The 15,510-nt window shown below is 48.7% G+C and carries 18 protein-coding genes; 1 reads left to right on the forward strand and 17 read right to left on the reverse strand.

Annotation, left to right across the window (positions count from 1 at the left end; genetic code table 11):
* Window positions 1–16: 16 nt before the first annotated feature.
* The 7 genes from pdxJ to SFSGTM_RS04785 all read right to left on the reverse strand — a co-directional run bounded on the left by pdxJ (window position 17) and on the right by SFSGTM_RS04785 (window position 6,526).
* On the reverse strand, window positions 17–754 hold the full coding sequence (gene pdxJ, locus SFSGTM_RS04755; RefSeq protein ID WP_162084175.1) for a pyridoxine 5'-phosphate synthase: 738 nt from the start codon (window positions 752–754) through the stop codon (window positions 17–19).
* A complete protein-coding gene (gene recO / locus SFSGTM_RS04760; protein WP_162084176.1) occupies window positions 751–1,503 on the reverse strand; it encodes a DNA repair protein RecO in 753 nt (250 codons plus the stop codon). Before recO ends, pdxJ begins: the two co-directional genes overlap by 4 nt.
* A gap of 9 nt (window positions 1,504–1,512) precedes the next feature.
* The gene (gene era, locus SFSGTM_RS04765) at window positions 1,513–2,409 is read right to left on the reverse strand and encodes a GTPase Era (protein ID WP_162084177.1); all 897 of its coding nucleotides are present in this window, start codon (window positions 2,407–2,409) and stop codon (window positions 1,513–1,515) included.
* Window positions 2,410–2,502: 93 nt separating this feature from the next.
* Window positions 2,503–3,921, reverse strand: coding sequence for a DUF4139 domain-containing protein (locus SFSGTM_RS04770; RefSeq protein WP_162084178.1), 1,419 nt, complete (start codon window positions 3,919–3,921; stop codon window positions 2,503–2,505).
* Window positions 3,918–4,613, reverse strand: a complete 696-nt coding sequence (gene pgl / locus SFSGTM_RS04775) for a 6-phosphogluconolactonase (protein WP_162084179.1) — start codon at window positions 4,611–4,613, stop codon at window positions 3,918–3,920. Before pgl ends, SFSGTM_RS04770 begins: the two co-directional genes overlap by 4 nt.
* Before the next feature lie 107 nt (window positions 4,614–4,720).
* Window positions 4,721–5,809, reverse strand: a complete 1,089-nt coding sequence (locus SFSGTM_RS04780; protein WP_162084180.1) for an alkene reductase — start codon at window positions 5,807–5,809, stop codon at window positions 4,721–4,723.
* Window positions 5,810–5,827: 18 nt separating this feature from the next.
* Window positions 5,828–6,526, reverse strand: coding sequence for a pirin family protein (locus tag SFSGTM_RS04785; RefSeq protein WP_162084181.1), 699 nt, complete (start codon window positions 6,524–6,526; stop codon window positions 5,828–5,830).
* Between the two features lie 90 nt (window positions 6,527–6,616).
* Here SFSGTM_RS04785 and SFSGTM_RS04790 point away from each other — a divergent pair, with 90 nt between their 5' ends.
* Window positions 6,617–7,519, forward strand: a complete 903-nt coding sequence (locus SFSGTM_RS04790) for a LysR family transcriptional regulator (protein ID WP_162084182.1) — start codon at window positions 6,617–6,619, stop codon at window positions 7,517–7,519.
* A 16-nt stretch (window positions 7,520–7,535) separates the two neighbouring features.
* Here SFSGTM_RS04790 and rnc read toward each other — a convergent pair whose 3' ends face one another.
* The 10 genes from rnc to rpoE are packed head-to-tail and all read right to left on the reverse strand — an operon-like array spanning window position 7,536 to window position 15,499.
* A complete protein-coding gene (rnc, locus tag SFSGTM_RS04795; protein WP_162084183.1) occupies window positions 7,536–8,219 on the reverse strand; it encodes a ribonuclease III in 684 nt (227 codons plus the stop codon).
* Window positions 8,200–8,571, reverse strand: coding sequence for a DUF4845 domain-containing protein (locus SFSGTM_RS04800; protein ID WP_162084184.1), 372 nt, complete (start codon window positions 8,569–8,571; stop codon window positions 8,200–8,202). The genes rnc and SFSGTM_RS04800 overlap by 20 nt, the downstream gene beginning before the upstream one ends.
* 12 nt (window positions 8,572–8,583) lie before the next feature.
* Complete coding sequence (lepB, locus tag SFSGTM_RS04805; RefSeq protein ID WP_162084185.1) at window positions 8,584–9,390, reverse strand: signal peptidase I; 807 nt, start codon at window positions 9,388–9,390, stop codon at window positions 8,584–8,586.
* A gap of 12 nt (window positions 9,391–9,402) precedes the next feature.
* The gene (lepA, locus tag SFSGTM_RS04810) at window positions 9,403–11,196 is read right to left on the reverse strand and encodes a translation elongation factor 4 (RefSeq protein ID WP_162084186.1); all 1,794 of its coding nucleotides are present in this window, start codon (window positions 11,194–11,196) and stop codon (window positions 9,403–9,405) included.
* A gap of 51 nt (window positions 11,197–11,247) precedes the next feature.
* Window positions 11,248–11,493, reverse strand: coding sequence for a glutaredoxin family protein (locus SFSGTM_RS04815; protein WP_162084187.1), 246 nt, complete (start codon window positions 11,491–11,493; stop codon window positions 11,248–11,250).
* Between the two features lie 37 nt (window positions 11,494–11,530).
* On the reverse strand, window positions 11,531–12,916 hold the full coding sequence (locus SFSGTM_RS04820; protein ID WP_162084188.1) for a DegQ family serine endoprotease: 1,386 nt from the start codon (window positions 12,914–12,916) through the stop codon (window positions 11,531–11,533).
* Window positions 12,913–13,404, reverse strand: a complete 492-nt coding sequence (locus tag SFSGTM_RS04825; RefSeq protein WP_162084189.1) for a SoxR reducing system RseC family protein — start codon at window positions 13,402–13,404, stop codon at window positions 12,913–12,915. Before SFSGTM_RS04825 ends, SFSGTM_RS04820 begins: the two co-directional genes overlap by 4 nt.
* Window positions 13,401–14,354 carry a MucB/RseB C-terminal domain-containing protein gene (locus SFSGTM_RS04830; protein ID WP_162084190.1) on the reverse strand — a complete coding sequence of 318 codons (954 nt, stop codon included), beginning with the start codon at window positions 14,352–14,354 and terminating at the stop codon, window positions 13,401–13,403. Before SFSGTM_RS04830 ends, SFSGTM_RS04825 begins: the two co-directional genes overlap by 4 nt.
* On the reverse strand, window positions 14,351–14,890 hold the full coding sequence (locus tag SFSGTM_RS04835) for a sigma-E factor negative regulatory protein (RefSeq protein ID WP_162084191.1): 540 nt from the start codon (window positions 14,888–14,890) through the stop codon (window positions 14,351–14,353). Before SFSGTM_RS04835 ends, SFSGTM_RS04830 begins: the two co-directional genes overlap by 4 nt.
* 9 nt (window positions 14,891–14,899) lie before the next feature.
* Window positions 14,900–15,499, reverse strand: a complete 600-nt coding sequence (gene rpoE, locus SFSGTM_RS04840; protein ID WP_162084192.1) for an RNA polymerase sigma factor RpoE — start codon at window positions 15,497–15,499, stop codon at window positions 14,900–14,902.
* Window positions 15,500–15,510: the final 11 nt, after the last annotated feature.

Genomic DNA, 15,510 nt, shown 5'->3' on the forward strand with positions numbered 1-15,510 from the left:
AGGGTGAAAAAGTGAATTATACCGCGGGGTTAAGCGCTGCGGTCAGCATCAGTTGCTTCATATCGCGTATTGCAGCTTCCCAGCCTACAAATAGCGCCTGGGCAACAATGGCGTGACCAATGTTGAGCTCGGCGATATTGGGTATCGCGGCGATAGCTTGGACGTTGTGATAATGCAGGCCGTGTCCAGCGTTGACTTGCAGACCAAGCTGATGGGCATAGGCAACAGCATCTTTGATGCGTTGCAATTCTTCAGCCTGTTCGCTACGGCTGGTGGCGTCGGCAAATTTTCCAGTGTGAATTTCTATCACGGGCGCGCCACAGGCATGAGCAGCAGCAATCTGGCGTTCGTCTGCATCGATGAATAACGACACGCGTATGCCGGCATCGGCGAGTATGCCGCAAGCACGTTTAACTTTGTCTACTTGTCCAGCGACATCTAGCCCGCCTTCGGTGGTGAGTTCTTCACGACGTTCCGGTACTAAACATACATCTTGCGGTTTAACACGGCAGGCAATGGCCAGCATTTCATCAGTTACAGCCATTTCCAGATTCATGCGTGTGGTGAGGACGCGACTCAGGGTGTCGACATCATGATCCTGAATGTGGCGGCGGTCTTCACGCAGATGCAAAGTAATCGCATCCGCACCAGCAGATTCAGCAACCAGTGCGGCTTGTACGGGGCTAGGGTAACGTGTGCCACGTGCCTGACGTATAGTTACGATGTGATCAATGTTGACACCGAGTTGTATCATAGTTGTTGTAAATCCTTGAGTAGTTCCCGCGCATGCAAGGTTTGCCCTGCGAGGTGGTGGTTAATGATGTGGCGCATGAGCTGTTTGCCTTGTTGCAGACTGACTGGGTCGTCGTAATTGCCTTGTGCCAAGTCTAACAAGGTTTTGCCGCGCAGGGTAATGCCTGATTCGCTGTTAGGCTGACATACTGCACCGCGTTCGCAGATGTAGGTGTAATAATCATCGGCAAGAATTGCACTGTGGCTATCTGCAGTGTGTGTAAATGGCTGGGCATAACCCAGTTCGGCTAGCAGTTTTTGTTCAAACTGACGCAGAATAACAGCGTAGCCCGTTTGGGTTAAATGCGGCGTGGCGAGCGCGCGTAAGGTGGCGAGATAATGCTCAAATAAAGCAGGGTGCGGATCGTCGCGGGCGAGTAATTTGAGCAGCAGTTCGTTGATGTAAAAACCACACAATAAGCCCATGCCTTGCGGTATAGGTAGACCACCTTGCCATTCTGCGCTGTGCAGTGTGCGTAATTCGTTTTTACCCGCATAGGAAATTAATAACGGGGTAAACGACAGTATCAGTCCGCGTAATTGCGCCCGTGGGCGCCGTGCACCGCGCGCAACCATGGCAACACGGCCGTGTTCCTGAGTGAATACTTCAGCAATCAGGCTGGTTTCGCGGAAAGGGTAGCTATGCAACACCAGACCCAGCGTGTTATCCACGCGTCCGCGTTCATGTGTGCTGGGCAGACGTGCGTTCATACGACTATTTTAATCATAGCCCAGTTGTTTGAGTATGCGTTCGCTATCAGCCCAGCCACCTTTGACCTTGACCCATAGCTCCAGATAAACCTTGCCGCCGAACAGGCGCTCCATATCCAACCGTGCAGCCGTGCCGATTTCCTTGAGCTTGCTGCCCTGATGGCCGATGATAATGGCCTTCTGATTTTCCTTATCGACAAGGATGGTGGCGAAAACGCGGCGCATATCGCCTTCCTGTTCGAATTTTTCTATCATTACGCTGGCGGAGTAGGGCACTTCTTCACCTGACAAGCGGAATACTTTTTCACGCACCATTTCGGCAGCAAGAAAACGCTCGCTTTTATCGGTAATGTCGTCCTCGTCAAACATGGCTTCGGCTACGGGTAAATAGCTGCGGATGGTCGTCAGCAATCGCGGCACTTGCTCGCCATTGCGGGCGGAGATGGGCACGATGGCAGCGAATGGGAATATCTCATTCATCTCAGCCATAAATGGTAACAGGCTGTCTTTATCTTTAACCAGATCCTGCTTGTTAAGCACCAGAATCACGGGGATATCTTTAGGCAGTAAATCCACCACCTTCTGGTCACGGCTATCAAAGCGCGTACCTTCGATGACGAACAGTACTACGTCGGTCGAGTGCAAAGCATCCACTACGGTTTTATTCATACCGCGATTTAACGCGCTGTCGTATTGAGTCTGAAAGCCGGGAGTGTCGACAAAAATATACTGTGCGTCTGCATCAGTATATATGCCATGGATACGATGTCGCGTAGTCTGCGCCTTGCGCGAGGTAATGCTGACTTTCGCACCGACGATGTGATTGGTCAGTGTGGATTTGCCCACGTTAGGGCGACCAATAATGGCGATATAACCAGTGCGAAAATCGGGATTGCTGGGGTTCATGGTGTGGACCGTGTGGCTGTAAATATAGGTGTTATTTTACTCGCTTTCCTGATTGCTCGCCTGCTTTCTGGCTGTTTGGGTAAACAGCTGTGATTAGTATTTTACTCTGACACGGTATGTTAAGCTGGTTTGCCCCTCTGCAGGAATAATCACCGACCACATCGCTGTGTTGGCGTTTGCTTTGATGTGAGGTTGTGATTCACTGAGGATGCTCCAGTCGCCGGGAATGGGTTCAAATACGCTGACGGTAACAGCTGTCGCTTTGGCGTTATGCAGAATGATTTGGTAGGCCGATTCGTAGCTGTTGCGTGCGCCGGCAACTTTCTGGAAATCGGTCTGTTTTTTGTCGGCATAGACGTCGAACGCATCGCCCAATTTTAGTCGGACGGTGTCATTTTTTGCGGTGTGGTCTATGCTGTCTTCGCCTATAAACTGGGCGTTGCCAGCGTTGTCTTTCTGGTAGATACGCATGATGCCTTTAGGTAACGGCACACCCAGATTACCGCCTTTGTTGTCAAAGCTGATGTAGACGCTGGCTTTGAGTTTTTGTCCTAAATCACCTGTTGCTCCTTGATAATAATATTCTGCACCGCGTAGTTCCAGTGTTTTGCGTACGCTGATTTGTGGGGCGGTGAGCAGAGCAACTTGTTTGGTTTGCTGGTTGTTTAATGTGGTAGTGCGTCCCAGGCTGTAGAGGTGATATTCAAACAGCCCTTCCTGTGCCATGTTAGCACTATCCACTTTCGCCACGCTCATGGCTCCGCGTGCAACCATCTCTGGGCGTAGCTGTTCGCTGACTCGGTGGACGTCACCTGCAACAAATTGCAACTTGGCATTGGGGTAGCTGGTTCCGCTTTGGTTGTTGATAGTAACCCAGCCGTTCAAATCCATTTTTGTGTCATTGGCGCCGAGTTCGGCGACGTAATCGGCACGCCACGATAAGCCGCCCGTGAGGTAGGATAATTCCAGATTTTGACTGGCGGCTTTGTTGGCGATGACGGTCATGGTCAGCGTGGGTTGATCACGCAGATTATCGGGTACGCCTGCATAGACGATGCGCCCGTTGATGCCTGTTTCTACGCGGTCAGCATATTTCAGCACGACACCACTGTTGGCCGCCAGTATGGTGGCAGTTTCACGGGTTTCTGTACCTGTGACTGGGTTGGTTTTGACGACTGTAACGCTATTGCCGACATTTTTTTCCAGCAGTTTTTGTGGCGTAAGCAGGTCATAATCGAAATTCTGTTCCAGTAACCGTATGCCGGCGGCATCGTTGATGTTGCGTAGCAGGGCGGTTTCGGGACGTATGCGTGCGGATACATCGCGCCATGCCAAGCGGTTGGTGTCAGCAGACAGGCCGACTTTGCGCTGGTCTTTGACCAAGGCTAAATCATCATTGTAAATAGTGAGCGCCAGTTCGCGTTGATCGGCGAGGGTGGTGGTTTTTTCGTCCATCCCCGTAGCGTATGCGTGGCTGGCAAAAAGCAGGCTGATGATAAGCGCTAATTTCATACATTTTCCTTTACGCATACGGGTTCTAACAACACATCGACGCCTGTTTTTACTGCAATCGCAGCCGCCGGGATGGGGTCGCCACGCTGCCATGCTGCTACTGCATCACGCTTGCCAGCACCCGTTACCAGAAACAGTGCGGCGCGAGTGCCGTTCAGACAACGTACTGTGAGGCTCACTCTGTCTGCAGGTGGCTTGGGGGCATTGTGTACGGCGATGGCTGCTGCAGGGTTATCTGGATCAAACTGGTCTGGGAACAGGCTGGCGGTGTGGCCGTCTTCACCTAGGCCTAGTAGCACTAAGTCAAACATTTCCACTTGTTGTAGTTGTTCGGCGTAATCGGCCGCCGCTATTTCTGCGCCGCGTTCAGCATGGATGGTATGGATGTGAGTTGCAGGAATAGGGCAATTCGCCAGCCAGGCTTGTGTCGCCATGTGGCTGTTGCGGTTGATATCATCGGCGGGCAGGCAGCGCTCATCACCATACCAGATATGCCAGCATGACCAGTCGGTCTCCAGATTTGTCAGTCGTTCGTATAAGGCTTTGGGCGTGTTGCCACCTGCCAGCACGATGTGAAATTCACCTCGGATGCTGATGGCGCGTTCAGCGGCCTGGGCGACACCAACTAAGGCAGCGGTGACGACATCGGCGACAACTAGCCAGCGAGTTTTTGCTAAATTTTCTTGTGACATTACGGCGATTCCTGATGATGAGGTTTATCGTCGTAGCGTAACATATTTCACAGATAGACGGGATGATGCCACAGGGAACTGTGGCATCGGGATAGTGCAGAATTAACTTAGGCGGCTAGTGTCAGGCTAGGGTAGTCTGTATAGCCCGCTTCATTGCCACCGTAAAATGTGCTGGCATCAGGCGTATTGAGCGGCGCATTTTGGGCAAAACGCTCGGCGAGGTCAGGATTGGCAATGTAGAGGCTGCCAAATGCAACCAGGTCGGCTGTGCCTGAGCTAATCGCTGCATTTGCTTTATCTAACGTATAACCACCGTTGGTCATGTAAGTGCCCTGATAGGCGGCACGTAATTGTGCGAAATCGAATGCTGGTTTGGGCTGGCTGGCATCATGTCCTGCCCATTCTGTTACGTGCAGGTAAGCTAGCTGGAATGGACTGAGTGCTTGAGCCACGTAGTCGAATGTGGCTTGAGGGTTGCTGTCGCTCATGTCGTTAAATGGATTGATAGGGGATAAACGCACGCCGACTCGGTCTGCGCCCCATACGTTAACAACTGCCTGGGTGATTTCCAGTAAGAAACGTGCACGATTTGCAAGTGAACCGCCGTATTCGTCGGTGCGCTGATTGCTGCCGTCACGGATAAACTGGTCAATCAGATAACCGTTGGCACCATGGATTTCTACGCCATCAAAGCCGGCCTGCAATGCATTTTGTGCTGCCTGAGAAAATTCAGCGACGACGACTGCAATTTCGGCTGTCGTGAGTTCATGTGGGGTAACAAATGCCTGTACGCCTTCCATGGTGTGGGCATGACCTTCTGCACGTATAGCCGAAGGCGCAACTGGCTGCATGTTGTCTGGAAGCATGGATGGATGTGAGACGCGGCCACAATGCCAAAGTTGCAGAAAGATGCGACCACCGCGACTGTGTACGGCAGCCGTGACTTGCTGCCAGCCTGCGATTTGTGCATCGCTGTATATGCCTGGTGTGCCCAGATAGCCAACGGCTTTTGCCGTGATTTGTGAGCCTTCGCTGATGATTAGCCCTGCTGTAGCACGTTGGCGATAGTATTCAACGTTCATTGCGCGTGGCGCATTGTTTTCATCAGCACGACAACGGGTGAGCGGTGCCATGACGATGCGATTGGTAAGGGTATAGCGACCTAGTTTGATCGGGGTAAATACATTGGTAGTCATGGTGGTGTCCTTATTGTGTCACTGTGGGTGGATGTCAAAAAGCAATATTTCTGCCTGGTCCTGGGTGCTGATAGTGATGCTGGTGGTATCTTCTATAGTGATTGCATCCCCTGCGCTAAGGGTCAACTCGTTAATCATGATGCTGCCAGTTGCAACATGCAGATAACCAGAGCGAGCCGGCGCGAATTGATGGGTAAGCTCGCTGCCTGCTGACAGATTGGCTGCGTATAGCTTCAAGTCTTGATGCAATGGTATCGGTGCACCTTCGGGCGCAGCAATCAGCAAGAGCCTATCCTGCTTGTCCTGTACGCTAAAATTTTGTTGTGCATAGCTGGGTGTAATGCCGCGTTGAGCTGGTTGTATCCATATTTGTAGCAAGTGTACAGGTGTATCAGCCGATGGATTGAATTCACTATGCTGTATGCCTGTGCCTGCGCTCATCTTTTGTACATCACCTGCTTGTATTATCGAGCCGTTACCCATACTGTCTTTATGCGCGAGCGAGCCTGACAGCACATAAGTGATAATTTCCATGTCGCGATGAGGATGGGTCGGGAAGCCTGCGCTGGGCGCAATATAGTCATCATTGATCACGCGTAAGCTACCGAAGCCCATTTTTTTGGGGTCATAGTAGTCAGAAAAAGAAAAGCTATGCCAGCTTTCCAGCCAGCCATGTTGGGCGTGACCACGTTGATTTGCAGGGTATAGGGTAAGCATGATGATTTCTCCTGATGTTGATGCTATTTAGTTTAGTATTGAAATAATCTGAATGATAGCGAATAATTCTGCATATTATGTTCAATAAATTTGATAATGAAGCTAAATCTTGATCATTTAGTAGTCATTGATGCCATTGCAACCCACGGCAGTTTTGCGGCTGCTGCACAAATATTGCATAGGGTGCCGTCAGCGCTGACTTATAGCGTGCAGAAGCTGGAGCAGGATTTATCGGTGCAGCTATTTGACCGTAGTGGTCATCGTGCTGTGTTAACAGCGGCTGGTGTAACTTTGCTACGTGATGGGCGCTATCTGTTAGATGCCGCACGTGAGCTTGAGTCACGTGTGCAACGTATTGCTGCTGGCGTTGAAGTCGAGCTGCGTATTGCGGTTAGTGATTTGATAGATTGGCAGTTGTTATATGTTGGGCTGAATGCATTTTATGCGCAAGGATTCGGTACGCGATTGCGTGTAAGCACCGAGGTGTTTGGCGGTTGCTGGGATGCGCTGGTTGACGGACGGGCTGATCTGGTAATCGGCGCACCTAGTGATGGACCTGGGGGTGGTGGATATGTGACGCACGCGATGGGGGTAGTGGATTTTGTTTTTGCTGTTGCACCAGATCATCCGTTGGCAGATTATCCTGAACCATTGCAGGTTGTTGATATTGTCAAGTTTCGGGCAGTCTCGGCTGCAGATAGTTCTCGGCAATTACCTGCTCGTACATCAGGCCTGATTAATGGGCAGGATGTGCTGACCGTGCCCCATATGACGGCGAAATTGTTAGCTCAGGAAGCAGGTTTGGGTGTTGGTTATTTGCCTAAGGCTTTGGCCATGACGGCACAAGCTAATGGGCGTCTGGTAATTAAGACTGTAGCCGAACCTAAATCCAGTGCGCAGTTTTTTATGGCGTGGAACAGCCATCATCATGGCTTGGCACTGGCTTGGCTGGTTGATTATTGGAAGTCACATCCACTGTGGGAGAATGCTTAAGCGTTGGTTTGAGGCGTTATTTGCTAAGCGCTTCATACGCGCTCTGTGCAGCGGCTTGTTCAGCTGCTCGACGACTGTTTGCAGTGCCTGTGGTCAGGATAGAGAGTGCAGGTATGTTGCAACTGATGCTGAAAATTTGCTCATGCGCATGCCCCGTTGCATTGATGAGCTCATAGTGTGGCAGTGGCAAGTGTCTACTTTGCAAGGCTTCCTGTAGCAAGGTTTTAGGATCTTTAGCGGGTGTAGCAGGGTCGATAGCGGCGATACGTTTGGCATAGAGCTGTTGAATAATTAGCTGAGCCTGATCAAAATTACTATCGAGCAATATCGCACCAAATAATGATTCTACAGCGTCTGCCAGTATGGATGGGCGATTGCGTCCGCCGCTTTTAACTTCGCCGTCACCAAGACGTAAGTGCTCGCCGAGTGCCAGTGCGGTGGCAATTTCATGCAGGGTTTGCTGGCGTACAAGATTGGAGCGTAGTCGTGATAAAACACCTTCTGGTAAATCAGGGAAGTGACTATACAGTTGCTGGGCAATCGCACAGTTGAGGACGCTGTCACCCAAGAATTCGAGGCGCTCATTGTGCGGCGTACTAAAGCTACGGTGGGTGAGCGCCTGTACGAGTAGTTGCGGCTGCTTGAAGGTGTAGCCCAGCGCGCGTTCTACAGGGTGTAAATCAGGGTGCGCCATTGGCATCGGTTGTTGGTGCGAAGTCAATGTAGATACCAATGTTGTCAAATAGTGGTTTTTCTACGTGATATTTTGCACTGAGCGTGAGTTTGCCATTGTCACGGGAAATATCTACATCATCAGCTTTGACACTGGTGATATTGTCTATGCTGGAGCGACGGACATACGATTCACGAATTTGTGATGGCTTCGCATCCTGCATTTGTGGATCGGCAACCATAGCATTGAAGACTTTTTTTATTGAAACATATTCGATATATGGGGGGATGACTTTCATTACTACCAGAGCAATAAATACTAAACCCATAGCTACAAAAAACATCCCAAATAAACTGATACCACGTTGTTTGTTACGCATGTTATGCCCTCTTTATTCTATGAAATGACCAATACGTTTCAAATTATCAAAGTTAAACCAGATCATGAAAGCACGACCAACTATGTTGCGGTCTGGAACAAATCCCCAGTAGCGACTGTCATTGCTGCTGTCACGATTATCGCCCATCATGAAATAGTAGCCTTGCGGTACTTTGCAAGTGAATCCTTCGTCATTGTAATCGCAATTCTGGCGATGTGGGAATTGGCTGTTTACCTGGTCAACAAAGACGGTTGGTGTATCGGGAAGAATCAGGATTTTATGGGTATGTTCACCCAGTTTCTCGGTGTATTGGTTAGCACTGACAGCATTCAGGTTGCTATCGACATAGCTGAAAATGCCGTCACTCTCTTGTGAAATAGCCTTGCCATTGATAGTCAGTTTTTTATTGTAATAACGTACCGTGTCGCCCGGTACGCCTACCACACGTTTGATGTAGTCCAGACTGGGATCTTGTGGATAACGAAACACCATCACATCACCGTTTTTAGGTTGGCTGACTTCTAAAATTTTGGTGTTGATGACAGGGATGCGGATGCCGTAGGTGTATTTGTTCACCAGAATAAAATCGCCAACCAGCAAGGTAGAGAGCATAGAGCCGGACGGGATTTTGAACGGCTCTACCAGAAATGAGCGCAGCATGAAGACAGCGAGTATGACGGGGAAAAAGCTCTGGGCATATTCTGCTAAGACTGGCATTTTCGCGTCTTTAGTGCGCTTTGGTTTGAAGATAAGACTGTCAATTAGCCAGATTACGCCAGTGACAACCAATGCTACAAACATAATGAGTGCAAAATCCATGGGGTTAAATCCTTATTTATCGCCAACTTGCAGAATTGCGAGGAAGGCTTCTTGCGGAATTTCTACGTTACCTACTTGTTTCATGCGCTTCTTACCTGCTTTTTGTTTCTCCAGCAATTTACGCTTGCGACTGATATCGCCACCATAGCATTTTGCCAGCACATTCTTACGTAGTGCTTTCACATTTTCACGAGAGATGATTTGTGCACCAATGGCTGCCTGAATTGCTACGTCGAACATTTGACGTGGAATTAACTCACGCATTTTTGAAGCCAGCTCGCGTCCTTTGTATTGGCTGGTGGCACGGTGGACGATCAGCGAGAGCGCATCGACCTTTTCGTTGTTGACCAGGATATCCAGCTTCACCAAGTCCGCAGTGCGATATTCTTTGAAATCATAATCCAGTGAGGCATAGCCACGTGTAGCTGATTTAAGTCGGTCAAAGAAGTCCATCACGACTTCATTCATCGGCATGTCGTAATTGAGCATGACTTGACGTCCCATGTACTGCATATTTGTCTGCGTGCCGCGTTTTTGCGTACATAGCGTCATTACGCTGCCGAGATACTCCTCTGGTACGAGGATGGTCGCGGTAATCATGGGCTCACGTATTTCTTCGATTTTGGAGAGCTCAGGTAATTTTGATGGGTTTTCAATATGGATGACTTCGCCACCTTTCATCACTACCTCATAAATAACGGTAGGGGCAGTGGTGATGAGATCCATGTCGTACTCACGCTCTAAGCGTTCTTGTACGATTTCCATGTGCAGTAAGCCAAGGAAACCGCAACGGAAGCCAAAGCCTAATGCTTGAGAGACTTCTGGCTCATATTGCAAAGATGCATCGTTGAGCTTGAGTTTTTCCAATGCATCACGCAGTGCGTCGTAGTCATGTGATTCAACAGGGTATAGACCTGCAAAAACTTGCGGCTTGATTTCTTTGAAACCAGGCAGTGCTTCAGTGGCTGGATTGCCATCCAGAGTGACAGTGTCGCCAACTTTGGCAGCTTTGAGTTCTTTGATACCTGCGATGATAAAGCCTACGTCGCCAGCTGATAGCTCGGTAAGTTGACGTGCTTTCGGGGTGAATACGCCGACTTGTTCAACCAGATGGACCGTTTTGGTCGCCATTAAACGGATTCTTTGTTTAGGTTGTATGCGTCCATCAAATACACGCACCAACATTACTACGCCGACATAGTTATCAAACCAGGAGTCGATAATTAATGCTTTTAGCGGTGCATCAGGGTCACCTTGGGGTGGCGGGATTTTGCTAATAACGGCTTCGAGAATGTCTTCTATGCCTATGCCTGTTTTAGCAGATGCATGAACTGCATCACTGGCATCAATACCAATAATGTCTTCGATTTCCTGCATGACCCGTTCAGGTTCAGCGGCGGGGAGGTCGATTTTGTTGAGTACCGGAACGACTTCCATACCTAATTCGGTTGCGGTGTAGCAGTTTGCAACCGTTTGTGCCTCTACACCTTGGGATGCATCAACTACCAATAACGCGCCTTCACATGCTGATAGTGAACGGCTGACTTCGTAGGAGAAATCGACGTGACCTGGGGTGTCAATTAAGTGCAACTGATAAATCTGGCCGTCACGCGCCTTGTATTCCAATGCTGCAGTTTGCGCTTTGATGGTAATGCCACGTTCACGTTCCAAATCCATAGAATCGAGAACTTGTGCTTCCATTTCACGTGCAGATAACCCGCCGCAGAGTTGGATAATGCGATCTGCTAAGGTGGATTTGCCGTGGTCAATATGGGCAATAATGGAGAAATTTCGTATGTTTTTCATCAATAAAAAAGGCACACACGGTGCGCCTAGGGGCAATCTGAAGTCATGATTTTAACGGATTTTCGATAAATAATCTGTAAGCGCGGCTTCATCAAGGAAATAATGGCAAATTTCATTGTCATCAGCCCCTGTCAGGACAGGGATTAATGCGCCATAACGTTCTTCCAGTTCAGGGCTGGTGTCTATGTCTAATTCAATAATTTCGAATCCATAGCGTTGTTGATATGGGGCGAGTTTAGCCAGCAAATCATGGCATAAGTGACAGTAAGTGCGTAAATAGATTTTAAGTTGGGTCATGATATATTTGCGGCGGGGATTACCCCGCCTGTTAAGTTTATTCTATATGCACAGGAAGGTAGAGGCGTGACTCATCGCGCATAATTAATAGGGCAATACTGCTGCCTTTGTTGGTTTTATCTATGATTTTATTAAATTGAACCACGCTATCGATACTCGTGTTACCGACGGCCAAAATAATATCACCTGTCTGTATACCCGCACGTGCGGACATACCATCACTGTTTTGTACGACTATGCCATGGGTAATGCCGATTTGATCACGTTCTGCAGGAGTGATGTTGGCCACCATTAAACCGATTTTGTTGGCAGTATGATCAGTTTGTGCGTCACCATTTTTAGCGATGACATCTGACTTCATTTCGACAACGGTCACCGGGACTGTGATTAACTCACGATTTCGCCATATTTGTAGTTTAACTGTCGTGCCTGGTTTAGTCATTGACACCAGGTTAGGTAAATCGAGTGAGGTTTTTATGGGCTGGTCGTTAAGTTTGACGATAATGTCGCCAGATTTGAGCCCCGCTTTGGCAGCTGGACTGTCTTTCTCAACTTCAGATACTAGTGCGCCTTCAGCGGAATTGAGACCAAATGCACTGGCGTTACCCGCGTTCAGTTCCTGGATGACGACGCCGAGTTTGCTGCGCTGAACTTTGCCGTGAGTTTTGATCTGGTCCGCGACTTGCATCGCTACGTCAATTGGAATCGCAAATGAAAGTCCCATGTAACCGCCGGAGCGTGACAGGATTTGGGAGTTAATGCCGACCACTTCACCTTTCATGTTAAACAGAGGGCCACCTGAATTGCCTGGATTGATGGCAACGTCAGTTTGGATAAAGGGAACAAAATTCTCACTGGGTAGTGAGCGGCCTTTGGCGCTAACGATACCTGCGGTGACTGAATTTTCAAAGCCAAAGGGCGAGCCGATGGCCAATACCCATTCGCCAACTTGTAGTTGTTGTGGGTTGCCTATGGGTACTTTGGGGAGGTTGTTGGCTGCAATTTTTATTAATGCAATGTCGGAACGGCTGTCCGTGCCGATAACTTTAGCTTTTAGTTCACGTTTGTCAGTCAGTTTGACGATGACTTCATCTGCACCATCAACTACGTGTGCGTTAGTGAGTATGTAGCCATCACTGCTGATAATAAATCCAGAGCCGCTGGCCTTGATGGGGACTTCGTGGGATTTTCCGTGTGCACCCTGTGGTGGCATGAAACGACGGAAAAAATCGAACATTTCATCATTTGGCATGCCAGGCATGGTCTCAAAACCATTGCGTGTTATTACCAGCTGAGTCGTTGTAATATTTACTACTGACGCGCCATGATCTTTGACCAGTTCAGTAAAATCTGGAAGATCTTTCGCTTGCACATAAAAACTGAAATTCAATAAAAAAAACATAAAAAACAATACTCTTCTCATCGTTTGACCTCCTTCAGTATAAATGTGCCCGCATGGGCGTTACGTAAAATAACAGGCTGGTAATGAGGGTTGCGACTGGCGTGCTGATTGAAGCGGAAGAGCCATAGTGCGCTAATAGTGAATCCTGATGCCGCGCCTATGATGGACGCTAAATCTGCATTGATGTTGGGCATGAGATAATGTGCAGTGATCGCACCGATAAAGATCAGTATGAGTGGCAGCATATAGACGACAGCAGAACCTCGTAGTACTGCGCCGTCCTCTATGCCAATGATCACCTCGTCACCAATGCGGCTGGAAATAGCATTAATCACACGGTAGTTTTTTGTTTTGATAGTGAATATCTGGCCTATTTTGTCTGCACCACAACCTGCGCTGGGCGTTGAGCCTGCGCTGCTGCTGCAGCTGCTGCAAGAGCCTCCTGACATAGGTTCAACTAATGCCATACCGTCTTCGACTGCAACTACTCTGGCCTGCATTTCTATCATGGTGCGGTTTCTTGCGACAGGTTTTCGACCATAAACATGAGTGTGGCTGGTGGTACTTCACCTAATGCGGTTATCTGATACTGACCGATTTGGTGCGCATACAGGCTCATCAGACCTTGACTGGTCAAACCTGTCGGTGGTGGATTGCCGACTTGTTCTAGCGGTTCAATAAAAATGGATACAATGGAGAGTCCATCGCCATAAACTTGATGAATAACACTATGTTGTTTGCCTGGCAGTTCACGCAGGTTTTCTCTGATAAAAAGGTATCCAGAGGGCAATTTATGTACTCTCCAGTTGGATTTTGTCTCGACCTCCTTGCTTGGGATAGTGATGGCTTTTTTGCTTAAATAGCCGGCCTGAAATTGACTGCGTTCGGGTGCTTGTCCTATATCAACTTGTGAAAAAGTAAATTCGCCAGCATCCCTTAATTTACCGTCCAGTTTAATGAATTTAAGTAATAAACCTGTTTCTGCATCTGACCAAAGTTGGTATGCATATCGGTAGCCATCATTAGGCAGCAGGTTTAATCCTATACTGTTACGATTGGCAATGGTTGATGTGCCCAGGCTTTTAATGGTGTAGTTTTCGGTGATGCTGGTTGTGTTGATAGGTAGTAGTTCAGGGAAAAATTGATGATGTTGGCGGCGCTCCACCTTAACTTCATTACCATTTGGAATGTAGCAATAAACTGCATCATTCACGCGTACAAAAGCATGTGGTGGGCCTGATAATATGTCGAGCTTGGCTAATTCGCCTGCGCTATCTATACGATGTGCTATATGTGATATGTCTACGTGGCCATCGTGTTGATACATGAAAGTGCCGTCATAACTCAGCTGAGCTGTAGCTTTGGCAATGCGGCTCAGGGTAGCATTGAGGTTGTTGCTGTCTGTTGCTGCGGTGGCTGGTAAACAAAAACAAGTCAAGCAAATCAACAACCATTTCATCGATTGCGCTCCGCAGGGATTTCATAACTGGCATTAACGAATGGAGAGTTAACCCCCGCTGAATAATCGCGGTGGGCAGCTATGAATTCATTCAACTGAGTTGGGTCTATCTGTGCTGTTTGTATGACAGGTTGTTGGGCACTTGGGGTGTTGGCTGCCAATGTTGATGAGTGTATTGGATCAGAGGTTAAATTGAGTGCGCTCCAGCTCACCAGCATAACTGCGGCAACTGACGCAGCAACGGGCAGGGCATACTTATGCACCAGAGATTTACGTTGCGGTGCGAGTAGCGTGGGCTCATTAGCGAGTTGTGCACTGACGCGTTGTGCAATGCTAGACGCATGCATCGGTGTCTGGCGTAGGGCATCACCGATAAGATGATAGGTTTGCCATTGCGACTCAAGGTCATTGTCGCGTTTGTAATCGCGCAGAAAGGTATCGAACTGTGCTGAGTCCAATTCGCCATCAATTGCAGCGGAAGTAATGTCCGACTGTTCTGCTGCGCCAGTGCTGTCTAATTTAGCTGTATTTTGCATGATAAATCCTTACCATCGTGTGTCTGTATTAGTGCCCAAAATAGGGCGCAACCTTGCTGCAATTGCTTCGCGCGCACGAAATATGCGCGAACGTACTGTGCCTATCGGGCAGTTCATGGTTTCAGCTATTTCTTCATAACTTAGCCCTTCAATTTCGCGCAATGTGATTGCCGCGCGCAAATCTTCAGGTAATGCTGCCATTGCATCGTTAACCACTTGCCCGATTTCCTTGGACAGAAGCTCGCTTTCGGGCGTGTTGAGTTCCTGTAGTGCTTCTGCACCTTCGAATCCTTCTGATTCTTCAGCGTCAAATTCAGTTACCGTCGGCGCGCGACGACCGCGAGCCATTAAATAATTCTTTGCGGTATTGATGCCTATACGATATAGCCATGTATAAAAAGCGGCATCACCACGGAAACTGCTTAATGCTTTATACGCTTTGATGAAAGTCTCTTGTGCGATGTCCTCAACTTCGTGCGAATCGCGCACGAAGCGAGACAGCAGTCGCGCCAAACGACGTTCATATTTCACCACCAGTAAATCAAATGCGCGTTTGTCACCACGCTGCACTCGTTCCACTAGCTGTTGATCGAGTTCACGATCAGTCATTATGCGTATTC

Source organism: Sulfuriferula nivalis, assembly GCF_009937995.1.
GTDB lineage: Bacteria > Pseudomonadota > Gammaproteobacteria > Burkholderiales > Sulfuriferulaceae > Sulfuriferula > Sulfuriferula nivalis.